The organism is Ruegeria sp. SAZD013 (assembly GCF_059612525.1).
The window spans coordinates 53,711-76,773 of sequence record NZ_JBXWQT010000018.1 but is presented as its reverse complement, the minus strand read 5'-3'; the positions used below and the strand labels follow the sequence as shown (position 1 = coordinate 76,773).

28 protein-coding genes, 2 tRNA genes and 1 pseudogene are annotated in these 23,063 nt (G+C 57.4%); 23 read left to right on the top strand and 8 right to left on the bottom strand.

Annotation, left to right across the window (positions count from 1 at the left end; translation table 11 throughout):
- Positions 1 to 394: 394 nt before the first annotated feature.
- A complete protein-coding gene (locus AC2FLU_RS04730) occupies positions 395 to 1,393 on the bottom strand; it encodes a HupE/UreJ family protein (RefSeq protein WP_480518992.1) in 999 nt (332 codons plus the stop codon).
- Complete coding sequence (locus tag AC2FLU_RS04725) at positions 1,390 to 2,214, bottom strand: peptidyl-prolyl cis-trans isomerase (protein WP_480555608.1); 825 nt, start codon at positions 2,212 to 2,214, stop codon at positions 1,390 to 1,392. The genes AC2FLU_RS04730 and AC2FLU_RS04725 overlap by 4 nt, the downstream gene beginning before the upstream one ends.
- 358 nt (positions 2,215 to 2,572) lie before the next feature.
- On the opposite strand from AC2FLU_RS04725, the gene AC2FLU_RS04720 reads away from it, so the two are divergent.
- Complete coding sequence (locus AC2FLU_RS04720; RefSeq protein WP_480555606.1) at positions 2,573 to 4,528, top strand: DUF3604 domain-containing protein; 1,956 nt, start codon at positions 2,573 to 2,575, stop codon at positions 4,526 to 4,528.
- Between the two features lie 246 nt (positions 4,529 to 4,774).
- Here the strand turns inward: AC2FLU_RS04720 and AC2FLU_RS04715 are convergent.
- Positions 4,775 to 4,849: transfer RNA gene (locus AC2FLU_RS04715), tRNA-Thr, on the bottom strand.
- Between the two features lie 83 nt (positions 4,850 to 4,932).
- Here AC2FLU_RS04715 and AC2FLU_RS04710 point away from each other — a divergent pair.
- The 9 genes from AC2FLU_RS04710 to AC2FLU_RS04670 all read left to right on the top strand — a co-directional run bounded on the left by AC2FLU_RS04710 (position 4,933) and on the right by AC2FLU_RS04670 (position 10,742).
- Positions 4,933 to 5,088 (top strand): hypothetical protein, encoded by a 156-nt coding sequence (locus AC2FLU_RS04710; RefSeq protein WP_480555605.1) that lies wholly within the window; start codon positions 4,933 to 4,935, stop codon positions 5,086 to 5,088.
- Positions 5,089 to 5,094: 6 nt separating this feature from the next.
- Complete coding sequence (murA, locus tag AC2FLU_RS04705; RefSeq protein WP_496809026.1) at positions 5,095 to 6,363, top strand: UDP-N-acetylglucosamine 1-carboxyvinyltransferase; 1,269 nt, start codon at positions 5,095 to 5,097, stop codon at positions 6,361 to 6,363.
- Positions 6,360 to 6,836, top strand: coding sequence for a DUF2948 family protein (locus tag AC2FLU_RS04700; RefSeq protein WP_480607764.1), 477 nt, complete (start codon positions 6,360 to 6,362; stop codon positions 6,834 to 6,836). Before murA ends, AC2FLU_RS04700 begins: the two co-directional genes overlap by 4 nt.
- Positions 6,837 to 6,875: 39 nt before the next feature.
- On the top strand, positions 6,876 to 7,358 hold the full coding sequence (locus AC2FLU_RS04695) for a GNAT family N-acetyltransferase (protein ID WP_496811886.1): 483 nt from the start codon (positions 6,876 to 6,878) through the stop codon (positions 7,356 to 7,358).
- A 61-nt stretch (positions 7,359 to 7,419) separates the two neighbouring features.
- Complete coding sequence (hisD, locus tag AC2FLU_RS04690; protein ID WP_496809028.1) at positions 7,420 to 8,721, top strand: histidinol dehydrogenase; 1,302 nt, start codon at positions 7,420 to 7,422, stop codon at positions 8,719 to 8,721.
- A gap of 98 nt (positions 8,722 to 8,819) precedes the next feature.
- On the top strand, positions 8,820 to 9,299 hold the full coding sequence (locus AC2FLU_RS04685) for a UPF0262 family protein (protein WP_480520976.1): 480 nt from the start codon (positions 8,820 to 8,822) through the stop codon (positions 9,297 to 9,299).
- Positions 9,300 to 9,302: 3 nt separating this feature from the next.
- Positions 9,303 to 9,761 (top strand): arsenate-mycothiol transferase ArsC, encoded by a 459-nt coding sequence (locus tag AC2FLU_RS04680; protein ID WP_209505795.1) that lies wholly within the window; start codon positions 9,303 to 9,305, stop codon positions 9,759 to 9,761.
- Complete coding sequence (locus AC2FLU_RS04675) at positions 9,758 to 10,156, top strand: ketosteroid isomerase-related protein (protein ID WP_480488382.1); 399 nt, start codon at positions 9,758 to 9,760, stop codon at positions 10,154 to 10,156. Before AC2FLU_RS04680 ends, AC2FLU_RS04675 begins: the two co-directional genes overlap by 4 nt.
- Complete coding sequence (locus tag AC2FLU_RS04670; protein ID WP_480624008.1) at positions 10,149 to 10,742, top strand: GNAT family N-acetyltransferase; 594 nt, start codon at positions 10,149 to 10,151, stop codon at positions 10,740 to 10,742. Before AC2FLU_RS04675 ends, AC2FLU_RS04670 begins: the two co-directional genes overlap by 8 nt.
- A gap of 160 nt (positions 10,743 to 10,902) precedes the next feature.
- Here the strand turns inward: AC2FLU_RS04670 and AC2FLU_RS04665 are convergent, their stop codons facing one another.
- Entirely contained in the window at positions 10,903 to 12,072 is a 1,170-nt protein-coding gene (locus tag AC2FLU_RS04665; RefSeq protein WP_496809029.1) for an alpha/beta hydrolase, read from the bottom strand.
- 462 nt (positions 12,073 to 12,534) lie between these two features.
- Between AC2FLU_RS04665 and AC2FLU_RS04660 the strand changes: the two genes are divergently transcribed.
- The 11 genes and pseudogenes from AC2FLU_RS04660 (at position 12,535) to AC2FLU_RS04610 (ending at position 18,990) form a co-directional block, all read left to right on the top strand.
- Positions 12,535 to 13,410 carry a carbon-nitrogen hydrolase family protein gene (locus AC2FLU_RS04660; RefSeq protein WP_496809030.1) on the top strand — a complete coding sequence of 292 codons (876 nt, stop codon included), beginning with the start codon at positions 12,535 to 12,537 and terminating at the stop codon, positions 13,408 to 13,410.
- 91 nt (positions 13,411 to 13,501) lie between these two features.
- Positions 13,502 to 13,720, top strand: coding sequence for a translation initiation factor IF-1 (gene infA, locus AC2FLU_RS04655; protein WP_005978431.1), 219 nt, complete (start codon positions 13,502 to 13,504; stop codon positions 13,718 to 13,720).
- A gap of 11 nt (positions 13,721 to 13,731) precedes the next feature.
- Positions 13,732 to 14,310 carry a Maf family protein gene (locus AC2FLU_RS04650; RefSeq protein ID WP_496809031.1) on the top strand — a complete coding sequence of 193 codons (579 nt, stop codon included), beginning with the start codon at positions 13,732 to 13,734 and terminating at the stop codon, positions 14,308 to 14,310.
- Complete coding sequence (locus AC2FLU_RS04645) at positions 14,307 to 15,329, top strand: ribonuclease E/G (protein WP_496715736.1); 1,023 nt, start codon at positions 14,307 to 14,309, stop codon at positions 15,327 to 15,329. The genes AC2FLU_RS04650 and AC2FLU_RS04645 overlap by 4 nt, the downstream gene beginning before the upstream one ends.
- Positions 15,326 to 15,508, top strand: a complete 183-nt coding sequence (locus AC2FLU_RS04640) for a DNA gyrase inhibitor YacG (RefSeq protein WP_480520993.1) — start codon at positions 15,326 to 15,328, stop codon at positions 15,506 to 15,508. Before AC2FLU_RS04645 ends, AC2FLU_RS04640 begins: the two co-directional genes overlap by 4 nt.
- A gap of 79 nt (positions 15,509 to 15,587) precedes the next feature.
- Positions 15,588 to 15,662 (top strand) — tRNA-Phe (locus AC2FLU_RS04635).
- Between the two features lie 186 nt (positions 15,663 to 15,848).
- On the top strand, positions 15,849 to 16,328 hold the full coding sequence (locus tag AC2FLU_RS04630) for a hypothetical protein (RefSeq protein ID WP_496811885.1): 480 nt from the start codon (positions 15,849 to 15,851) through the stop codon (positions 16,326 to 16,328).
- Complete coding sequence (locus AC2FLU_RS04625; protein WP_496811884.1) at positions 16,328 to 17,545, top strand: hypothetical protein; 1,218 nt, start codon at positions 16,328 to 16,330, stop codon at positions 17,543 to 17,545. Before AC2FLU_RS04630 ends, AC2FLU_RS04625 begins: the two co-directional genes overlap by 1 nt.
- Before the next feature lie 447 nt (positions 17,546 to 17,992).
- Positions 17,993 to 18,163 (top strand): annotated as a pseudogene (locus AC2FLU_RS04620) (helix-turn-helix domain-containing protein); the annotation flags it as partial.
- Between the two features lie 265 nt (positions 18,164 to 18,428).
- The gene (locus AC2FLU_RS04615) at positions 18,429 to 18,587 is read left to right on the top strand and encodes a hypothetical protein (protein ID WP_496809085.1); all 159 of its coding nucleotides are present in this window, start codon (positions 18,429 to 18,431) and stop codon (positions 18,585 to 18,587) included.
- On the top strand, positions 18,580 to 18,990 hold the full coding sequence (locus AC2FLU_RS04610; RefSeq protein ID WP_496809045.1) for a recombinase family protein: 411 nt from the start codon (positions 18,580 to 18,582) through the stop codon (positions 18,988 to 18,990). The genes AC2FLU_RS04615 and AC2FLU_RS04610 overlap by 8 nt, the downstream gene beginning before the upstream one ends.
- Positions 18,991 to 19,078: 88 nt before the next feature.
- Here the strand turns inward: AC2FLU_RS04610 and AC2FLU_RS04605 are convergent, their stop codons facing one another.
- From AC2FLU_RS04605 to AC2FLU_RS04590, 4 genes are all read right to left on the bottom strand, one after another.
- A complete protein-coding gene (locus tag AC2FLU_RS04605) occupies positions 19,079 to 19,498 on the bottom strand; it encodes a hypothetical protein (protein ID WP_496811883.1) in 420 nt (139 codons plus the stop codon).
- A gap of 161 nt (positions 19,499 to 19,659) precedes the next feature.
- Positions 19,660 to 20,618, bottom strand: a protein-coding gene (locus AC2FLU_RS04600; RefSeq protein WP_496809047.1) for an IS630 family transposase whose coding sequence is annotated in 2 segments (ribosomal slippage) — positions 19,660 to 20,274 and positions 20,277 to 20,618 — 957 coding nt in all. Because the reading frame shifts where the segments join, the coding sequence is not laid out codon by codon here.
- A gap of 641 nt (positions 20,619 to 21,259) precedes the next feature.
- Entirely contained in the window at positions 21,260 to 21,613 is a 354-nt protein-coding gene (locus AC2FLU_RS04595) for a hypothetical protein (RefSeq protein WP_176865328.1), read from the bottom strand.
- Positions 21,614 to 21,672: 59 nt separating this feature from the next.
- Entirely contained in the window at positions 21,673 to 21,924 is a 252-nt protein-coding gene (locus tag AC2FLU_RS04590) for a hypothetical protein (RefSeq protein WP_480606764.1), read from the bottom strand.
- Between the two features lie 345 nt (positions 21,925 to 22,269).
- Between AC2FLU_RS04590 and AC2FLU_RS04585 the strand changes: the two genes are divergently transcribed.
- Positions 22,270 to 22,686, top strand: a complete 417-nt coding sequence (locus AC2FLU_RS04585; RefSeq protein ID WP_496809048.1) for a hypothetical protein — start codon at positions 22,270 to 22,272, stop codon at positions 22,684 to 22,686.
- 171 nt (positions 22,687 to 22,857) lie between these two features.
- Positions 22,858 to 23,058 (top strand): hypothetical protein, encoded by a 201-nt coding sequence (locus AC2FLU_RS04580; protein ID WP_480606770.1) that lies wholly within the window; start codon positions 22,858 to 22,860, stop codon positions 23,056 to 23,058.
- The last annotated feature ends 5 nt before the right edge of the window (positions 23,059 to 23,063 follow it).

The following is a 23,063-nucleotide window of genomic DNA, read 5'->3' as shown; positions in this document are numbered from 1 at the left end:
CCTCGCAGCCAGCCGATCACTTTATACGAGCAAGATTTGTAGGTCCTGAGCCTAAGACACGACCATTAATACCAACCCTGGCGCTGTCACCACTTACACTGAATTGATCTAGCCAGAGGGCCTTTCACCCAACTTGTTATATACACCGAAATCAATAACGATGACGGCATAAGTGGTTCTTTTGATCCGAAAGCCCTGTTTCAATCAAACCAATCCAACAACCGCAGTAATGCATTTGTGTAGTTTCGTAGATGAACCAGATGAATTGCTATGACCTCACGCTTATTCCAATCCACGTCAGACAACTTGGCGTAGCCGCCGATAAAGCTTGGATAGGTGTTCGCGGGCGAAGGTTTGCACCAGTGGCTTTTTCGGTAGCTTCTTCAAACTTCGCTCAAAATCCCGCAATCCGTTCAATTACCCAAAAGGCGGCTAGACTACCAATGCAGTAACTTGTCACGTGTTCAAGCTGGACCGCTCGCTCTTTTACTGCCGGATAGAGAAGCCGGGCCGCGAACCCAATGGTCAGTACCACAACGATAAACAGGATCTGACCAAGCTCTACCCCGACGTTGAAAGCAAACAGGGCCAGTGGAATGTCCCCTTCAGGCAAGCCGATCTCTCTCAGTGCCCCGGCGAACCCCAGACCATGTATCAAGCCGAATGCGAAAGCGACGATCCAGGGGAAACGCACGGCCAACGGGTCACGGTTCTCCGGTGAAAGCGATAGCTCATGGGCGAGGAACACGATTGAAAGCGCAATCACGGCCTCGACAGGTGGAGGAGGGAGGTTCAGCCAGCCGAGAGTGGCCGAAGCCAACGTGATGCTGTGCGCAACTGTGAACGCCGTGATCGCCCAGAACAACCGACTGCGATCGCGTATCAGCAGCACAAGCGCGAAGACAAAAAGCAGGTGATCAAGGCCTTCGAGGATGTGTGTCACTCCGAGCGCGACATAGCTCGAAAGGATGTCGAGAACCCCAGGATCCTCAGGTACAGTGAATGCGGTTTCGGTCCATGTCAGGCGACGCACCTGCGTCTGTCCGGGTTCCAATTCGTACCGCACTAAGGTTTCCGTTCTGGTCTGCTCCAGCCCGACGATCTCGATCACACCGCCCTCAAGGCCTCCTGGACAGGTGGTTACCCATGCGGTTGTCCAGGCACGTCCATCAAAGGACGGTGACGGAGGCGGCTCATGTGAACAGTTCCCTGGCAGGCGAGCCTCTATGGGCATCATTCGACCGTTCACGTCAGGTGCGCGCCAGGTCACGCGCCAGCGCTCTTGCCCCATGGACGCGAGATCGAGATACCCTGGATCAAGCGCGTGGGCCGGCGCGTATCCCGGCAGACAGATGGCGGAAATGGCGAGCAGAAGTAACAGCAGCCGTTTCATCTGTTCAACACCTCTTCGGCGTTGGGCAAGATAATGGTGTAGCGATCCAGCAGCGCTTGACCGAAGCTTTCGCGCATCTTCTTTGTCTCAGCGGCGAGCCATTCGGCCTTTACGCGGTCGCGGATTTCGGACAGCGGTGGCAGCACGGCGTCCATTCTCTCGATTACCCGCACGAGATGCAGGCCATAGCCGCTCTCGACCGGACCCTGCCATTTTCCGACCGGCAGGTCCGCCAGCGCCTCGTGGAACCCCTCTCCAAATGTGCGGTCGATCACCGGCGAAGGCGTTATCGGAAAGGACTGTGGCAGTAGAGTAGCCGGTCCCAGCGTCGCCGGGTCGGCACCGTTCTCCAGCAGCGCCAGAAGTTCTAAGGTATCCCGATCTCCGGGCACAACGATCTGTTCCAGAGCCATTCGAGCGGTTTGCGTGAACCGTTCCGGGTTTTGGTCCAGATACGTCTGAAGCATGGCCTCATCTGGTTCCACCATCGCGGCGCCGGATTCTGCGAGGAACTTCATCTTCTGGTTCAATCGCTGGCGTATGACCACGTCGCCTTGATCAAGTCCGAGGATCAGCGCCTCGCGGACATAGGCCTCTTCCAGCGCCCACGATTGCATCAAGTTCTCCAACTCCCGGATCGTGGGGGGGCGGTTCCAGGTGGCAATGAAGTTCTGCACCAGTCGGTTTGCCTCGCTCTCGGTCAAGCTGATCATATCGGGGCTGAGCGCAACTGGCTCATCCTCGATCGCCGCGTATGCGGCAAAGATCAGGGCACCAAGCGCGAAGAAATGGACAAGCGGGGAAAGAAGAAGCGTTCGCATGCGTATCATCAGGCCTTCGGGTATCAGTCGCCACAAGGGGGTAAGCTCTACGGTCGGCGATGTGATTGCAAGCTATTACACAAAACCCAAGTAATCTTGAGGCATATACAATCGCCAACCTCGCGACGCTTGCCGCCGGATTCCATGCATTCTACGATGAGCAAGGGTATCATGGCACGGAAGCTTTGACACCAAACAGGCGCCCTTAATCAGGCCAGATTGCCCGCGCCAAATCTCTATACCAAGCACGACGTCCGTTTGATCTCGGTCATGGCTACTGTTCGACCAAACCGCTAAAATATGGTTTTATGCTAAAATATGGTTTTATGCTAAAACAGAAGCGTTGGGAGGAGAAGACATGGAACAGCAGAGACACGCCGCCGTAAAAAACGCGATTGCCTTGCTCGCAACGACTGTCCTCACTACGGCAATGCCAGCCCATGCGCAGGAATGGACCCCAGCTTCGGAACAGCTCGCCGATACCTATCCAGCGCCGGCCTATTCACCCTATGCTGGTCGAACTTTCCCGGAACGGCCACTTTGGGGAGAGACGCATCTTCATACGGGACAATCTATGGACGCCGGAGGTTTCGGTGCGCGCCTTGACCATGAGGATGCTTATCGTTTTGCGCGCGGAGAAGAGATCATCGCGTCCTCTGGCCAGCCTGTTCGCCTGTCGCGCCCATTAGACTGGCTGGTTATTGCAGATCACTCGGATGGTATGGGCATGATCTTCGACGCTCTTGCAGGCAATCCGTCGGTTACGCGCTATGAACAGGGCAAACGTTGGTCCGACGGGTTCCGCGCGGGCGGACAGACAGCAGTGGATACAGCGCTTGACCTGATCGGAAGCGTTTCTCAGGGCGCCATCGAAGAGGAAATGTTCAACAATTACATGCCCGGCTCGCGAAGGTTCGCAACGATTTGGTCGGACAACCTCAAGACCGCCGAGCGCTTCTACGAGCCCGGCATCTTTACCCCAATGCTCGGGTTCGAATGGACTTCGCTCGTCGCGGGCAACAACATGCACCGCAACGTGATTTTCCGCGATGGGCCGGACCGCGTTGGGCAAGTTGTTCCCATGGTGATGACGCCGCCCTGGGGCAGTCCCGATCCCATGGATCTCTATGCCTATCTCGAGGCCTACGAGGAGAAGACCAACGGCGCGGTGCTGGCACTTGCACATAACGGCAACCTGTCCAACGGCGTAATGTTTCCGATCGACATCCGGTTCGACGGCTCGCCTGTGACTCAAGAGTACGTTGAAGCCCGGGCCAAATGGGAACCGCTCTATGAGATCACTCAGATCAAGGGCGACGGCGAGGCACACCCGTTTCTCAGCCCGAATGACGAGTTTGCCGACTATTACAATTGGGATGTCGGCAACCTCGATCTATCCGAAGCCAAGACCGAGGATATGCTGGCGCGAGAATATGCCCGCGAAGCGCTGAAGAGCGGGCTGGCGCTGGAAGCTGAGTTCGGGACAAATCCTTACAAGTTTGGGTTCAGCGGCGCGACAGACAGTCATACCGGTCTTGTGACCGCCGAAGAAGAGAATTTCTTTGGCAAGCACACCGGGTACGAGCCGTCCGCAGAGCGGATGCAGCATCCTTTCATGAAGAATGAAAACGGTGAGCTGTTCGCTTGGCAGATGGTCGCTGCCGGTCTCACGGCGGTCTGGGCCGAGGAGAATACCCGCGAAAGCATCTTCGACGCCATGGCGCGCAAGGAAGTCTACGCCACGACCGGCCCTAGAATATCGGTTCGTTTCTTCGGTGGCTGGGACTTTGACGAGGCCGATATCGCATCTCGTATTCCGTCAACCGTAGGGTATTCGAAAGGCGTGCCAATGGGCGCTGACCTGTCCGCTGCACCCGACGGTGCCGAGGCGCCAACATTCATGGTGGCCGCGCTAAGGGATCCGATTGGCGCCAACCTCGACCGCATCCAGGTCGTGAAGGGCTGGCTCAATGAGGACGGCACGACCAGCGAAGCCATCTATGACGTCGCCTGGTCCGACGGGCGCGTCCCCGGCTCGGATGGCATGCTGCCCGCGGTAGGCGATACGGTGAATGTGGCAACGGCGAGCTGGGCCAACTCGATCGGGGCATCCGAGCTTGCGACCGTCTGGACCGACCCGGATTTCGATCCGGCACGCCCGGCCTTCTACTACGCCCGGGTATTGGAGATCCCCACACCGCCTTGGTATGTCTACGATGCCTATCGCTACGGGATCGAGATTCCTGAAGGTGCACCAATGTCGCAGCAGGAGCGCGCCTATACCTCGCCGATCTGGTACACGCCGGCAGGCTGACGGAAGGCGGAAGTTTGGATGACAGTAATCCTCGACAGCCCCTTTGATGGCGCTGCTGTGCTACCGGAAGCGTCGCAAGGCTTCGAGAAAACCAATATCGTATACTACAGTTGGTACTCGCGCCGATTTTTCGGATAGCAAACAACCAAATTGAGAATGGTATTTCCATAAGGTGGGCCAAGGAGTAAGCCTAAAATATATTCAAAAGCGTAATATATTGATAACTAAGTGAATTTTTAAGGGATATGGTGCTGCTGGAGAGAATTGAACTCTCGACCTCTCCCTTACCAAGGGAGTGCTCTACCTCTGAGCTACAGCAGCGCTGTGGGCGGGTGATTAGACTCAAACGAAACGCGGCGCAAGGGTGTCTGGACGGTTTTTTTCGCCTCCTGTAGAGAAAGATCATGACGGAAAAAAATTCACCCAAAAAACAAGGTAAATCCGGCGATGCGCGCGAGGCGCGGCTGAAGGCGGCGCTCAAGGCCAACATGGCGCGTCGCAAGGCGCAGGCCAAGGCGCGCGCGACCGCGGGGGACAAGCCTGACAAGGACAAGGGATAAGAGCAGATGGATTCGATTTTAGTAACGGGCAATGGCCCGCTGAACGGTCAGATACCGATTGCGGGGGCCAAGAATGCGTGCCTGACGCTGATGCCCGCAACATTGCTAAGCGAAGAACCGCTGACGCTGACCAATGCGCCGCGGCTGAGCGACATCAAGACCATGACCGCGCTGCTGCAATCACTGGGGGCCGAGGTGTCTTCGCTGCAAGACGGTCAGGTGATTGCAATGTCCAGCCACAGCCTGACCAGTCAGACCGCCGATTATGACATCGTGCGCAAGATGCGCGCCTCGAACCTTGTGCTGGGCCCCTTGCTGGCGCGGTTCGGGCAGGCGGTCGTGTCACTGCCAGGCGGTTGTGCGATCGGCGCGCGGCCAATGGACCTGCATGTCGAAGGGCTCGAGGCGCTGGGCGCCGAGATCGAGCTGAAGGACGGCTATCTGCACGCCAAAGCTCCGGGTGGTCTGAAAGGGGCCGTGCACCAGATGCGCTTTGCCTCGGTCGGGGCCACCGAAAACATCGTCATGGCCGCCACGCTGGCCAAGGGCACCACGGTGCTCAAGAACGCCGCGCGCGAACCCGAGATCGTCGATCTGGTTGAATGCCTGCGCAAGATGGGTGCCCAGATCTCTGGTGAAGGCAGCTCGACCATCGAAATTCAGGGCGTCGATCGGCTGCATGGGGCCACACATCAGGTTGTCACCGACCGGATCGAGCTGGGCACCTATATGCTGGCCCCGGCGATCTGTGGCGGCGAGGTGGAATTGCTGGGCGGGCGCATGTCGCTGGTCGAATCCTTTGCGGCCAAGCTGGATGCGGCAGGCGTCAGCGTTTCAGAAACCAAAGGCGGTCTGAAAGTGGCCCGCAAAAACGGGCGCGTGCGCGCGGTGGATGTGGTGACCGAACCTTTCCCCGGCTTCCCGACCGACCTGCAGGCGCAGATGATGGCGCTGATGTGTACGGCTGAGGGCACCTCGGTTCTCGAAGAACGCATCTTCGAAAACCGCTTCATGCACGCCCCCGAACTGGTGCGCATGGGCGCGCATATCGAGGTGCATGGCGGCACCGCCACGGTCGCCGGTGTTGAACGCCTGAAAGGGGCGCCGGTGATGGCGACCGATCTGCGGGCTTCGGTCTCGCTGATCCTTGCCGGATTGGCGGCAGAAGGGGAAACAACGGTCAGCCGGGTCTATCATCTGGACCGCGGATATGAACATGTGGTGCGCAAGCTGGAAGGCGTGGGTGCAAAGATTGAACGGATCAAGGGCCAATGACAGACGCAAGTTTTGAAGACGGGCGCGAGGCGCCGCTAAATCTTGGGGCCGAGGATGCAGATGACCTTCAGGTAATCTCGACCCTCGCGCAGGATGCCGTGTTTCCTGTGACCGAGATGAAGTGGCAACCGGCGCAGCGCCGCTTTGGCCTGCTGCTGAACCGCTTCCGCTGGGAAGACAAGGATGCCGCCGCCCGCCGCGACCGCCCGTTTGAACGAGTGCAGTCGGTGCTGGTCTTCGGTTCGGTTCTCTCGGTGTCCAGTCAGGGCATTGATCGCGGTGACACCGACATGGTCATGTCGCTGATGTCAGTTGTTTTCGAACCCGGCGAGGATGGCGCGGGCCATGTCCTGCTGACGCTGGCCGGTGACGGCGCGATCCGCCTGACGGTCGAGGCGCTGGATGCCACCCTCAAGGACGTCACGCGCCCCTATCAGGCCCCATCCCGTCAGGCCCCGCATCACCCCGAATAGATGCAGAACAAGCGCGGGATTTCTCAGGCGTTTTCAAAGGTGTCCGAAGGGATCTCCCTGCGTCCGGCCACCGTGTTCGACGTGTTCGACCTCAGCCGGGTTCTGATCCGTTCGATCACGCAGCTTTGCGCGGCCGATCACAAGAATGACCCGGACCATCAAAGGCGGTGGACCGATAACAAGGACCCGACCACCATACGGGGCTGGTTCAGGCCCGGATCGCAGATCTGGCTGGCCGAACACCGGGGGCAGGTGGCCGCCGTCGGGGGGCTGTTGGAAACTGGGACGGTCACTTTGCTCTATGTCGATCCGGATCATACGGGGCAGGGGGTGGGGCGTGCGCTGCTCAACCGGCTGGAACGGCAACTGACTGTGTGCGGCTGTGCCGAGGCGCATCTGGATGCCACCCAAACGGCGCACGCGTTCTATCTGAAACAGGGATGGCAACCGGCAGGCCGGCCCGGTGACTGGCACGGCATTCCGCAATACCCGATGCGCAAATCGCTGCACTTTGGGGACTGAGGGTTGAGGCCGCGCGCTCCGGGCGATATGTCCCAATGCGCAACGCCCGGAGTGCCAGATCATGCCCGTTTTCCTTGATACCACATCGCCCGAATTCGAACCCGCCTTCCGGACCCTGCTCTTGGCCAAGCGCGAGGACAGCCCGGATGTGGATGCGGTCGTGGCGCAGATCATCGACGATGTGCGCAACCGGGGCGATGCGGCGGTGATCGAACTGACAGCCAAATTCGACCGGCTGACGCTGACACCCGAAACACTGGCCTTCAGCGCACAGGACATCGCGGATGCGGTGGCGCAGGTCTCGGACGAAGATCGCACGGCGCTGGAACTGGCGGCTTCCCGCATCCGGGCCTATCACGAAAGGCAGATGCCCGAGGATCAGGAATGGACCGATGCAACGGGCGCAACACTCGGCTGGCGCTGGTCTGCCGTCTCGGCCGCAGGGCTTTACGTGCCGGGTGGGCTGGCCTCGTACCCGTCATCGGTGCTGATGAACGCGATCCCAGCCAAGGTGGCCGGTGTGGAACGGCTGGCCATCGTGGTGCCCACCCCGGACGGACAGGTGAACCCGCTGGTGCTGCTGGCAGCAAAACTGTCTGGTGTGGATGAGGTTTATCGCATCGGCGGCGCGCAGGCCGTGGCGGCGCTGGCCTATGGTACCGACACCATCGCGCCGGTCGACAAGATCACCGGGCCGGGCAACGCCTTTGTCGCCGCCGCCAAGCGGCGCGTCTTTGGCAAGGTCGGCATCGACATGATCGCGGGCCCCTCGGAAATTCTGGTCATCGCCGACAAGGACAATGACCCCGACTGGATTGCGCTGGACCTGCTCAGCCAGGGCGAGCATGACGAAAGCGCGCAGTCGATCCTGATCACCGACGATGCCGCATTCGGCCAATCTGTCGCGCAGGCGGTCGAAAAACGGCTGGAAACCCTGCAACGCCGCGCCATCGCCGGGGCCAGCTGGCGTGACTACGGCGCGGTGATCACCGTGCGCAACCTGGACGAGGCCGCAGCCCTGTCCAACCGCATTGCTCCGGAACATCTGGAACTTTGCGTGGCCGACCCGCGCGCGCTGAGCGAAAAAACCATCCACGCCGGAGCCATCTTTCTGGGTCAGTACACACCCGAAGCCATCGGCGACTACGTCGGCGGTCCCAACCACGTGTTGCCCACCGCCCGCTCAGCACGGTTTTCGTCTGGCCTCAGCGTGATGGACTTCCTCAAGCGCACCACGCTCAGCCAGATGACCCCCGAAGCCCTGCGTGCCATCGGTCCTGCCGCCGAACAGCTGGCGCGCTCGGAAAGCCTCGAGGCGCATGGCCTCTCGGTCACCGCGCGCCTGAACCGCTTGAATGGCTGAAATGACGCAAAGACCGGGCGCATATGGTGTTTCTGTGCGTTGCCCGTTGAATATCATTGTTATAGGTCTGTGCTGACGCAAGGAATGTGACTGTAAAGATGACCCGCATCTCGCATATCGAACTGGATGATAGAAATCTGCCGCCGCCAACGCCCGAGATCGAGCAGGAGCGCAAGGTCGCCATCTATGATCTGCTGGAAGAAAACAGCTTCTCGCTGCCCAAACGCGACGACCGCGTTGTGCCCGAGGGCCCCTATCACCTCCAGCTTTCGATCCGCGACAAACGGCTTGTCTTCGACATTGAAACCGAGGCCAACGAAAAAGCGGCCGAGTTTCACCTGTCGCTCGGCCCCTTCCGGCAGGTGGTCAAGGATTACTTCCAGATCTGCGAAAGCTATTTTGACGCGGTGAAATCGCTGCCACCCAGCCAGATCGAAACCATCGACATGGCCCGCCGGGGTATCCACAACGAAGGCAGCCGTGTTTTGCAGGAACGGCTGGAAGGCAAGGCAGATGTCGACACCGACACCGCCCGCCGCCTGTTCACGCTGATCTGCGTTCTGCATTTTGGGGGCTGACGCGTGAAGCCTCTGCCGCAGTCGGTCCTGTTCTGTTGCGACCACAACGCGGTTCGGTCCCCGATGGCCGAGGGGCTGATGAAGAAATTCTATGGCACCGGCACCTATGTCCAGTCCGCCGGTGTGCATAACGATCTGGAAATCGACGGCTTCAGCATCGCGGTCTGCCACGAGGTCGGCGTGGAACTGTCCCGCCACCGGTCGCGCTCCTTTGACGAGATGCAGGAATGGGGCGATGACCTCAGCTCGTTCGATCTGGTTGTGGCGCTTTCACCCGCCAGCCAGCGTCAGGCGCTGGAACTGACCCGTGTTTTTCACCTCGATGTCGATTATTGGCCAATAATGGACCCTACCGGGATGGGCGAGACCCGCGAACAAAAGCTACACCACTACCGACAGACCCGCGACCAGATCATTCAGCATCTGAAAGACCGCTGGGGCGAACCAACGGAGGGGACATGAACCAGACCGTCAAAACCTATTTCGATGCCTTCAACGCCGGTGACGTCGATGGCATGCTGGCCTGCCTGTCCGATGACGTGGCCCATCACGTGAACGAAGGTCAGATTCGCGTCGGCAAGGACAAGTTCGCCGCCTTTTGCGCCCATATGAACCGCTGCTACCGAGAAAACCTGACCGACATCGTCGTGTTCGAGGCTCAGGGCGGCACCCGCGCCGCGGCCGAATTCATCGTCAACGGCACCTATCTGGAAACCGACGAGGGCCTGCCCGACGCGCACGGCCAGACCTATCGCCTGCCTGCCGGGTCGTTCTTTGACCTCAGGGACGGCAAGATCACCCGCGTCACCACCTTCTATAACCTTGCAGACTGGACCAAACAGGTCTCGAATGGCTGACGTCACCGACGTCCGCCCCCTGACCGGAGCGGCACTCGGGGCCGCTCTGGATGATGTCGCCCGCCTGCGGATCAGGGTATTTCACGCCTGGCCCTATCTCTATGACGGCGATCTGGAATACGAACGCAATTACCTGCAATCCTACCGCGACAGCGACAAGGCCATCGTGGTCGGCGCCTTCGATGGCGACCGCCTGATCGGCGCCTCGACCGGTGCGCCGCTGACCGACCACGCCGACGATTTCGCCGCGGCCTTCGCAGACACCGGGCTGGACCTGTCGCAGATCTTCTATTGCGCTGAATCCGTCCTGCTGCCCGACTATCGCGGGCAGGGCGTCGGCCACAAATTCTTCGACACTCGCGAGGGGCACGCCCGCGATCTGGGCTTTGCCAAATGCGCCTTTTGCAGCGTGCAACGCCCCACCGACCACCCCCTGCGCCCCGACCACTACCGCCCACTGGATACCTTCTGGCGCGCCCGCGGATACAAGCCCTTACCCGGCGCAATCGCCCAATTCTCGTGGAAGGATATCGGGGAAGAGGGAGAAACGCTGAAGCCGTTGCAGTTCTGGATCAGGGATTTGTAGGGTTCGGGTTGGGGGCGGCGCAGCAGGGTTTTTCTGTGTGTTGCCGGAAGTGAATGGAGGCCAGCAAAGCTGCCATTCGCTGCAGGTGCAGTGTTGATCATTTTAAATGGCAGCAGTGCGGGACGAAGGAGCCATTGCCTCCAGCCGCGCGCCTTATCTGTCAGGCATCGAGAAAACCCCGGAGCGCCTGGATAAACACATCGAATGTGGGGTGGCCGGGGACAGGCAGGTGGTTCGCGCTTTCCAACACCAACAGCTCCGAGCCGGGAATGCCTGCAGCAAGTTTCTTCGCCTGCACCAAAGGATGTATTGAATCGTTGCGACCTTGAATGATCAGAGTCGGGCATTCGACATTCTTCAATACATCGATGATTGATGCATTGTTGGACCGGTCGCGGTGATCGAGCATGAATTTCTGAGAGGCGCTTTCCTGCATTAGTCCCACCATTTGCCGCACGCCTTTGGCCGGACCCTCGGGAAAATAGGCCGTGAGAAAGGCAGTGGCGATCCCGCCTTCATGCTGGTCCCAACCTGCCTCCATCATAGCCTTCAAGACCTCGGGCTGGCCTTGCGCCTCACGAATCCCGCGGCCCTCTGCATACCCGCCAACGATGACAAGGTGTGTGAGCCTCTCAGGATGCGTTGCAGCGAATAGGACGGCTGGCAAACACGCACCAGATTCGCTCATGAGAGCAAATCGGTCTAACCCGGCGGCATCGGCAACGGCGACCATATCCTCGACATTCTCTTCGATGCTAAGCGCTTCATCCAACGCCTCCGACAGACCCGTTCCGGCCCAGTCCATTTGAATGAGCGTACGACCCTCTCGATAGGCATCATAGCCATCCCGCAAGATCGGTATGTGCCACGCCTTCTCCTTACTAAGCGGCGGGCCATCAAGCTGAAACAGCGGTGACCCGGAACCGGAAACAAGATAGGCCAAAGAGTGCCCGCGCTTTGAGATCGTGTATCGCACCTTGGGAGCCATTGGTTTTTCCAAATTTGGTCGGTCGGTGGCGTCGCCGCCTGCAACAACAGCAACCATTTCCAGACCTCGCCCGTGATGTGTCCGAATTACCTTCTGCTGCTTTCCGTCGTCTCCAATCGCACGGCGTGCTGCAGCGATCCGGGCGCTGACGGCACTTTCGGAAACGACGCGCCCGCCCCAGACGGCGTCAATGATCTCATCTTTGGTCACTAATTTCGAAGGGTTCTCCGCCAGAAGCCGCAGCAAATCGAAAACTTGCGGTTCGATGGCAACTTCCAGACCGGCGCATTTCAGTCGGCGGCTGGCAGTGTCGAGTTCGCAATCTCCAAAACGGTAAAACAATGAGACAAACCTTTGATCCAAGCTGATCTTTGAAATTCTAGACAAATCCAAATGAATTCACAGGGATTTCTAAGGGCTGTCTTCAAGCGAAGATCTTTTACCCCTGTCACAGTGGCAACAGGAACAAGGAGAAAGACGATGAATGCCCCTTTTGATACCGCCCTGCTAAAGCATTTGCCCGATCACCTATCCCCGCTGACCGAAGCTGATCGCGCTGCCGAAAAACTATCGCGACCCTATCGCCCAACGCTCCATGAGTTCGCGGCGCAGGTTTTCTCCGCGGTGCCACGGCATCGAAAATCTGAGTTGCCACGAACTGCGGCGACTACGCGGCTGTGAAAATCGAAAGACCAATTTGGGCTCTTCCCCCCCTTCACCCATCCCCCAGCACCAGATTGATCTGTACACGCGACGGCTCTCACGGTTTAGTGCCTCGACACATCGGCTCAGGGGACTCCATCAATGAAAGTCGCAACCGCAGCGTATAATCTCGACTGGCTCGACAGCTGGGCGCAGTACGAGGACAAGCTGGACCGTTGGGTTGCCGAAGCTGCCGGGCAGGGGGCCGGGCTGCTGGTGTTTCCCGAATACGGCGCGATGGAGGTGTCGACGCTCGATGGTGCCGAGGTGGCGGGTGATCTCGAACGCTCGATCCGCGCGGTTTCCGACCGGTTCGAGGATGTACAAAATTTGCACTCGCGCCTCGCAAGCACGTACAAAACGTACATTCTGGGTGCATCGGCCCCGGTTGTGGATGGGTCCGGCCGCCCGGTGAACCGCGCCGCGTTCTACGCCCCGGACGGTGGCCGCGACCATCAGGACAAGCAGATCATGACCCGCTTTGAACGCGAGGACTGGGACATTGCGCCGGGTGGACCGCTCAAGCTGTTCGACACCGCGCTGGGTAAAATCGGTGTTCTGATCTGTTATGACAGCGAGTTTCCCCTGCTGGGCCGCGCACTCAGCGACGCAGATATGATCCTTGTCCCGTCCTGCACCGAAGCGCTGTCAGGGTATTGGCGTGTTCGCATCGGGGCAATGTCAAGAGCCTTGGAAAATCAATGTGTTACAGTCATGTCATCGCTGGTCGGAGCCAACGGCTGGTCCGTAGCTGTGGACATGAACACCGGCATGGGCGGCGTTTTCGGCCCGCCGGACAAGGGGTTTCCAGCCACCGGAGTGCTGGCCGAGGGCACTCTGAACCAGCCCGGCTGGACCTATGCGGATGTCGACCTGTCCGCCATCGCCGAGGTCCGCGCCGATGGCCACGTGCTGAACCGGACCCATTGGCCAGAGCAGGACGCCCGAGTCGAAACGGTCACATTATCCGCCCTTTAGATGAATCCGCCCTTGAAATAAGGGAAAAATAGGCTCATTTAAGCGCACATCCCCGCAGATTCTGCGGGCGCAACCTAATGATGGAGACAACATGGCCAAGGAAGATACGCTCGAATTTCCCGGTGTCGTGAAGGAACTCCTGCCTAATGCGACGTTTCGGGTCGAGCTGGAAAACGGCCATGAAATCATCGCACATACGGCAGGAAAGATGCGCAAGAACCGCATCCGTGTTCTGGCCGGCGACAAGGTTCAGGTCGAGATGACCCCCTACGATCTGACCAAGGGTCGGATCAACTACCGCTTCAAATAACGCCTGCCGAGATGGCGTTTATCCTAGGATCAGGCAGCCCAAGGCGGCTGGACCTGCTGGCGCAGCTTGGCGTGCAGCCCGACGCCATCCGCCCCCCTGATATCGATGAAACACCACTGAAAGGTGAGCTTCCTGTTCCCTATTGCAGCCGCATTACGCGTGAAAAAGTAATGGCAGTTCAATCGGATAGCGGTGACATCACGCTTTGCGCGGACACGACAGTTGCACTGGGGCGGCGTATTCTGGGCAAGCCCGAGGATGAGGGTCAGGCCGCAGAGTTCCTGTACGCTTTGTCCGGTCGCCGCCACCGGGTGATCACCTCGGTCGCCGTTCGGCGCGGGGATCGTATCCTGCAACGTGATGTCGTCTCACAGGTCAAGGTCAAACGCCTGTCGGACGTTGAAATCAACGCTTATCTGGCGACCGGTGATTGGCAGGGTAAAGCCGGGGCCTACGCGATCCAAGGCCCTGCCGGCGCATTCATCCCATGGATTTCGGGCTCGTTCACTGGCATCGTGGGGCTGCCCCTGTCCGAGACCGCCGCCTTGCTGCAAGGGATCGGCTACCCACTATATAGCGAGGCATCATGAAGGGTCGAACCATCGTTCTGGACCATATCCAAGACCGCGAAGCCGCGGCATTGATGGTCGACGGAAAGCTTGATGATCTCCTGATCGCCACCGACGCACCCGCGCCCGGCACCATCTATCGCGCCCGTGCCGATCGACCGGTCAAAGGGCAGGGCGGCATGTTCCTGGTTACACCCGACGGCCCAGCTTTTCTGCGACAAGTCAAAGGGTTAGCGCCGGGTGCCACGCTTTTGGTGCAGGTTGGCGGATATGCCGAGCCCGGCAAGGCCATCCCTGTAACCAACCGTATCCTGTTCAAAAGTCGCTTTGCCATTGTCACGCCCGACGCGCCGGGCCTGAACATCTCGCGCAGCATCAAGGATGAAGACAGGCGGGATCAACTGCTTGAAATCGCGCATGAACAAATGGGCGACAGCCCCTACGGGTTGATCCTCCGCTCCTGCTGCATGGATGCGGATGCCGGTGACATTGCCGACGACATTTCGGCCATGCTTGTGCAAGCTGAACAAGTGATGAACGACGAGGGGTCCGACGTCGAACTGCTCAGCGAAGGTGACAGCCCGCATATCCTCGCATGGCGCGACTGGACCGATCCTGCCGAGGTTGTGACTAAAACCGGCAGTTTTGAAACCCATGGTGTGCTGGATGCGCTGGATGTTGCCCGTGGCATCTCCGAACCTCTACCCGGAGGCGGACACCTCTATATCGAACCGACCCGCGCATTAGTGGCCGTAGATGTGAACACAGGCGCGGATACGTCGCTGGCGGCAGGAACAAAAGCCAACTTCGCTTGTGCCAAAGCTTTGCCACGTGCGTTGCGTGTGCGTGGGCTGGCAGGGCAGATCACACTGGATCTGGCCCCAATGCCCAAGAAAGACCGCCGAGGGTTCGAATCCGCCCTGCGTGCCGCCTTCAAGTCGGATCCGGACGAGACGATATTGGCGGGGTGGACACCTCTGGGGCATTTCGAGTTGCAGCGCAAACGCAGCCGGTTACCTGTCGCTGAGATCCTGAAATGAGCTGCCCGATCTGCGGAGAAGAAACGCAAAAGAAGTTCCGCCCGTTCTGTTCGAAACGCTGCGCAGACATTGATCTGGCCAAGTGGCTGAATGGCTCTTACGCGGTCCCGTCTCAGCGTGAAGACGACCCTGAGACCGAGGGCGATACGGACGAACACAATACAATGCGACCGCACTGAAAAAATGTAAAAAAGCCTCTGGACACTGCCGGTAGCAAGTCATAGAACGCCTCCACCCAACGACAAACGTCGTTCCCGTGCCCGGGTAGCTCAGGGGTAGAGCAGTGGATTGAAAATCCTCGTGTCGGTGGTTCGATTCCGCCCCCGGGCACCATTTAATCTATTGAATTTTATAGAACAATTCTCAATGGGGCTTCGCTTCTATTTCGCTACAATTGCTCCTGTACCGTCTCTGTACCACTTGGCCTCATTTTAAATGATGTTTCCAAAAGCTTAAGCGCTCCTTTATGGGTTCATTTGTGCAAAATGTGTGTTGGTACAATGCGAATGGGTGCTGGATATGAGCTTACAGGTGGACTGTCTAGAGGCCTGCAAGCTGAATAGAAACGCCGCTGCATATGGGGTGTTCGCTTTATTACCAAAGGTTAGAGCACAAGCGTGTTGCAAAAGTGCAACCTCACTATCCTTGGCTCTCAGCATCTATTCTTGTCACTATTCTTGGCTATCCTTGGAAAAGGCGACTAACTTTTTAATTAATAAAATCAATGCAGTATGTGAGTTTTTGGCATTGAAATCCTCTCGATTGTTGGAAATCATGACGTCACTTCGAAACGTTATGAGCAGGACAGAAATGGCAACTGAAAAACTACAACGCTCACATGCGAGAGCCCACATCCGGGCCCAAAGAAACTCTCAGGCTTCAAGGCTGGCTGTAAATAGTGGCTTTGCTGGATTGGTGATTAAGCCTTTTGGGCTAAACGGGCTTTGGCTAAACAAGCCAGTTGGTTTGATTGAACTTCAAGTTGGAGCGGTCGTTTAATGACAAACTATTTGACAGAGAGCCTTGGCTATATCACTCGAATGTCAGACGCGGATAAGGCGGTGCTCCCTCCAAACCATCTGAGTCACGTCTTGAGCTTTGCGAGGGATGTCACGGAGAGTGCAGAATCCTACTTCTTCGAAGGTTCCGCTCTATCCATGGCCTCAGATCTTAGGATCAGAGACCCTGAGGGCCTCCGCAAAGTACTGCTTTCGGTTTTCGACGCACCAAAGACTTTTTTTCTAGAAGCTGGCGGGCGTGAAAGGAACCTTCTCCTAAATCCTTTGCGCGAACACATTCCTCAAGACGTGCTTCCCGGAGAAGCAATCGCGAACCGGGTTGGGGTTCGGGTCAAGGTTCTCGCACCTGGTCTGGCAAAGTACTCGGTATGCTGGAATTTGCCGGTCTCGCACGAGGAGTCTCGGTGGGCTCGTGCATTTGCCAAGGAAACCATGGAGGCCTCATACGCGGTGAGGAGAACTAAGTTGGAGGAAAGGGCATTGTTTGAGTTCTGGCGCTTGGGTCTCAATTGCTACGACGGTGTAATCGATGTCAGGAACAAACCTTCGTTCATTACACCCGAGGAACTCTGGCGGCGATATAACAGCGGTCATCAAGACCTTAGCGATAATTTTAAGGACTTGTTTGGGCCAACAGACCGAGATTTTCTAAGGGTTCCTCACAAAAAGAAACTAAGTTTTGCAACTTGGGTCTACAACACTGCCATGATGGAAGAAATCTCACTTAGCGAGACAGGAAGAAGTTACGTAAACGAACTAACGAAGAGCAATCCGTTCACAGCAGAGGAGCTATACCATAACGACCCTGAGGATCTAAGTGGAGAGATTTCCAACATCGCAGCCATGTTGGCCATTTTGTTGGCCAATGATGGAGACGCCGTCGTTCGGCAAGAGAAGCCTGTCTTTGCTGGCCTTGTAAAGCAAAGAACCAGACGAAGACCAACCATACAAAAAGACAGCGAACCCCGGGTAATCAACGTAGTTAAATTAAAGATCTCTGACAAAACCGTTGAAAAGCTATACTCTGGGGAGCCAACTGAAAAAGTTTCTACTGGACGTCGAAGGGGACCTGTCAGGCATTTGGTACGTGGTCATATGTTCTTGGCGAGAAACGGCAAAATGGTTTTTCGACGACCTCACTGGAAAGGCAAATCAGATCCCGACAAGCCTACAGTTGTCCACGTGCATAGTTCTTAGGTAACTAAGCGTACGGTCGGATATCTAGTGCTAGGAGTCGCAACGCAAATCCCCCTATTTCTTTTTGTACGCCACTTCTTGCCGCCCGATGATCTTGAAAGCGGGTGGGCAGGCGCGCTAAGGAGTTTGAAGTTGGCAGGCTGCACAAAATGGTGGAGTCCGCCCAATGGCGGGTCCACAAACATAAGTCAGAACTAGCTTACTATCTCGCACAGACAGTATTCAGCGCTCTTTGGCGCCGGGAAAAGGGCCTGTTCATTTGCTCATTTCTTATACGCCTTTCTCGGCGTTCAGCGTTTGTTGAATGAGGTCTCGTAGCTTCTCTCGTCGATAATGTTGATTTCCGCTGAGAAGTGACCCGGTAGGCCCCAAAATTTTCACTGAGAATTGACCCATGTGAACAACTTGCCCCGACGGTTTCGTTTGGGGAGATTTGGAGTGATCGACATGGGATTTTTGAGTGTCATACGACGTTGGGCATTGCGTGACAAAATGCCAATTCGCGAGATTTCACGGCGCACTGGGCTGTCTCGCAATACCATCAAAAAGTATCTGCGTGAGGGCGCAGTAGAGCCGAAATTCAAGACCCCCGCACGACCGAGCAAGCTGGATCCCTATTGTCGATGGCATGCCTATTTTGGCGCGGACGTGAAGGTTTTCCGGACGCTCAATCGCGGTGATGGCCAACATGTCGGGCTCGAGCGCGATCCAGGTATTGCGATCCTCGCGCCTGCGTGGATTCTGGATGCTTCAGTTTGTCAGGGTTTCGAGCTTGGCGCACCATTGGCGTCCGCGGATGCGCTTTTCGAACTTCATTCGGTTCTCGGGCACCTTGGTTTTCGGCGAGGCTTCAAGGGTGACGATTCACCCATGGAGGCCCCGAATGAAGCATCGCGAGATCCTGACACCAACCCAGTTGCCACTGCCTTTGACACAGCCGGTGTTGCTGACGGAACCGGAATACCGTTCGATCGTGACAGCGCTGGCCCAGGTGCTCCTGACCGCGGCAAGAACCGGTCCGGGAGGGCAAAGCGATGAATGACATGGCCCTCACGTTTCTACCGGAGCTGCTGAAGCGTCAGGCTGTGATCTACGTGCGCCAGTCGACACAGAGTCAGGTCATGACGAACCTCGAAAGCCAGCGCCGGCAATACGATCTTGTCGAGATGGCCCGTGGCTATGGCTTTGCCGGGATTGATGTCATCGACGACGATCTTGGTGTATCAGCCAGCGGCTGCCAGGCCCGGCCCGGCTTCGAACGGCTTGTCGCCATGCTGTGCTCTGGGTCGATCGGCGCGGTCTTCTGCTTGGAAGTGTCGCGTCTGGGCGCATCTGCAAGCGCACGCTTTGGCGGGTCCGAGACGATGAGTTCCTTCTTCTTTTGCATCAGTTCCTCGCGTTTCGTTGATTCAGGCATTCGCTACTTCAACTTCATTCGGGTATAGGCGAAGTGGACTGTTGGCATGGCATCCCTTCATTTTCGGCGTTCTGAACTTCAGAGCTGTCCTGCGAAAAAACTTGCGGGGTATCGTCTTAGGGACTTTGGTCAACGAGATCGATATTCTCCCGCGTTGTCCGCGAACCCGAGTAAAGATGCCGCAATTGGGCCTCGGATACCCCATCGGCCTGCATCACAAGCTGCACCATTGGGTCTGCCAGCATTTCTTCCAGAAAAACATCAGACAGCTCTCTTCCTGAAAGCTTGTCCTTCGCGCGGGCATTGTCGAGATCAATCAATGAAACGGTTAGGCTCCGGGCTAATCCCGGATGGGAAATGCGTGGATGCAGGTGGACAACAACCGAGGCCTTCCAAGCTTCAGGGTCTTGGTGATCCGGAGGCGAGGCGAGTTCGGTCTCGATTTCATACTCGCCGGCGGGGAGCGTTTCTGCAAAACCGGGCACTGTGAATGGCCAGTCGAAAACTGCGATGGTCTTGCTGAATTGGTCATCCATTGCGGTGGTCCTTTCGATTAAGGGCCAGGTAGGGCTCGCCAGCCCGCTCCGGCGCGACTCCCGGGGTTTTTCGAGATTGGCTGAACCGGCCTTTGCCGCCATGATTGTCGGTTTCCTTATTCGACGGTTCAGCAGGACGGCAGACCTAAAGCGTTTCGATATTAACCTGAGACATATTCGGCAGCGTTGTAGTAGTTCCAGCACTCTGCTGGGTCGTAGAGATCGCAGATTGCTCCAATGGCCTCGAAGACTTCTATGAAGCTCCTCGCCCTGACCCGTCGCAGGTGGGCTTTCAGTTTTGAGTAGGCCTGTTCGATGGGATTCAGGTCAGGCGAGTATGGTGGCAGGTAGAGGAACCAGCAGCCGTGGTCGCGCAAGGCCTGTGTCGCTTCCTTGTTCCGGTGGGTCGCGAGGTTATCGAGGATGACGACGGTGCCGGGAGCGATCTCGGGGACCAGCACTTCGCGGATATAGGTGGAAAACGCGGGGCCATCCATCGCGCCCTTGATGACCCATGGCGCGATCAGCGCGTCCGGGGTCAGACCCGCGATCAGCGTTTGCGTGCCCCAGCTGCCAAAGGGTGCGTCCATTGTCAGGCGTTCACCCCGCTGCGCCCTGCCGCGCAGACGAGTCAGATTGGTCTTCACGGCCGTTTCGTCAATGAAGACAACGCGTTCGGGCAAGGCCGCAATGGCAGGCAGCCGATGTCTGAACCAATCGGCGCGCTGCTGCCTTACCCTGGCGCGACGGCGCTCGGTGGCGACCAGCGACTTTTTTTGTACGTGAACCCGAGCCGGGACAGCAGGTTGGCGATGGAGGAATGATGCACCCGCACGCCCTCGGCATCGGCCAGTGCATCGCGCAACTCAAAGAGCGTGATGTCGGGGTCCTGCGCGACCAGTTCCTCGAGGAAGGCTTGGTGTGGTGCCAGCTTTCCCTTGCCGCGCGGCGGCCCCTGGGGCGCCGGTTCCGCATGGCCCTTGGTCCTCACCTGATGTGCCCATCGTGCGCCAGTGGCAGGTGACACCTTCAGACGCAACGCCGCCGCGCGCCCGCTTAACCCTTCCTCAATCAGTCTCTGAAACCGCGTTCGAAGCGCCGCTGGCAAAGGTGCTGACATGATCCATCCTCCCAAACAGGATGAATCACATCTGACGTCTCAAGGGAATCCCCCGCGACTCAAGTTCAGACCGAAACGCTCTAATAGCCAGGTCATTGAAAGACTTGATCCCAATCGATTTCGGATTTTCCACTGAGACCTCGGTGCGTCGGTCAGACCCGAAAATTCGCACGTAGCCTATCAGTATATGGGGTTTGAAGGGCCGATTTACTACGGCGCGTTGCCAAGCAAATCAGCACATGACGCTCGGTATCGGACCGCGGAGCGCTAGTTGAGAAGTTACAACAACTTCAAATTTAGGCAGGCTTCGCTATCCCCGTTAGTTTTGGCAAGTTTTCCTTGCATAGTCGAATTCTCGCGACATCCGGCGCGTTTATTGCCCCCATAAGAGCGTTGTAGTTCATGCCTATTTTCATTTCTCGTCTGACGGGCCCGGTGAGTTTGGCTGAGCCGGTGTGATCGCTTGTTGCGCCGCGGTAGATTGTACCTGAGGGAAATTTCAGACTGCTTCCATCGGTATCCCGCTTTCTAACATCAAGGGTCGAACAGGTTCCATGGTCGCTTTCCAGTTGAAATCTAAACATCCCACTGACCGTAGCAAACCAGTGTGAATTGACGAGGGCGGCCTTGACGCAATCATATTAAGATGCATCAAGGTTCAGCCCTTCTATGCACGCTTTGGCGAGATCGCGGTTCGGAGAATCGGAACCAGGCATGGTTGCCCAACCCGCATCCATCACGGCGTCGCGTCGCTTGTACGACGTGGCTGCCTGGATCGTCGCGAGCTTTGCTAAACGCTGATTATCCGTGCGGGACATGTCGTGGCAAATTGGCACGAGCGCCGCGATCACCTGGTCCCGCGCCATTTCGCTTGCCAACTTGTTCGCGCTTCCGCCAGTCATCCAGCCGCCCCAAGAAAATCCAACGACGCCGACAAACACCGCGCCGAGTAGCGCGCCATACATACCAGGTTTCAGCCATTCAGGATTGGTCATATCAAGTCCTCCAGCGGAGAAAGCGCCGCTTCGCTATGTTGAATTGTTTCACAACGGGCCTAGTCGCAGGCAATGGCGTGCTCCAGATCCTTTTGTGTTGTCATGTGCATCGTTGTTTGACCGGCATGACTCCCTCGACCCCTGACCATCAGGTAGGTCGCGGTGCGTCGGTAAGCCTCAAAGCTGACGCCTTGCAGCAACTCCTCCTCGAAGAGAATTTCATACGCGCCAGCCGGAAACACGATGTCGCTGTTTCCCAACCTGAAGGCATTGGTGAACGTCACCTTTGACCTGATCGAACGCGTGAGCATCCCATACCTCCGTTGAATTGATCGCTGGATTTCCGGTACCGACCATGGTCGGCCGCATCAGTCCAGATGACCCGTCAAGTCACAGAACTTAGGGCTATATTATTCCCAACTCACGGGCTTTATGCTGATCGAAGTTAGTACCCATCAGGTTCTTTACTGTCAGGATGTGTGCAACAGCCTCACTCCCGACAATCGGGGCTAGAAGGTGGCGCATCCAGGCGGATGCAAGTCTTTGCGCCTTGCAGCAATCAAGCAATATTGAATGCGGTATCCAACGGGTTGGTCGGTATCTTTGTCCCAACGATTTTTGTCGAGCGTCGCTCCCGTAGTCCGAAAGGAAAAATCATGTCTGTATCAGATGTTCTTCGCCCGGATGGCTCAGACTACGACCCTTTCCTGCTTGCAGAAGTGGGTGAAGACAAAACCGGTGCAACAGTCACGGTTTTGTCAGCCCTTGCGCGTCTCGAGCTCGAGCCTTGGACCGAGGCTCGTGAGCTTACACTTCTGGGCCGAGATGCATCGCATGCCCGGCTGAAAGCGCATCTTTCAACAGTCAGAGATGTACCCACGCTTGATCATGCGAGCGGCAGTGTGGCGACAAAGTTGGTGGCCTTGTTACCTAAGCGCGTGTCGCATCGCGTTTCGAAATTGCCTGAGACAATAAAGTATACCGGCCCCCGGATCCCGATCTATTGGATGCTGATTTCACTTATGGGCGCTCTGATACTTGCGCGGATCTTTTATCTGGCTCAAGCGGGCTAACCTGCGTCAGTACGAAGGCGCTCTCAAACCTGTTAGGTGACATGTGTCAGCTGTGTATTTGGTTGGCATTTTTTTGAGTACCTGAGGAGCGCGGGGAACATGGAGCTCCCCAAAAGAGCTGTATGAGTCTCGTGCTTCTTATTCTCGGACCGTCCAGGAAAGGACATTCCAATGAATGATGAAGACCAAAGTCAGGAAAACCACACCGTCAAGCACATGGCCTCCGTCAAGGCCGCTTGGGACAAAGCACCTGATGGGCCCAAAAAGGCGACGGCAATGAAACACTATCAGGCCGCTGAAAGTGCCCACGAAGCAGAAAATGACGAAGAGGCTCACAAGGAACTCAAGGAAGCCAGTCGGGCGCTGATGTAACGACA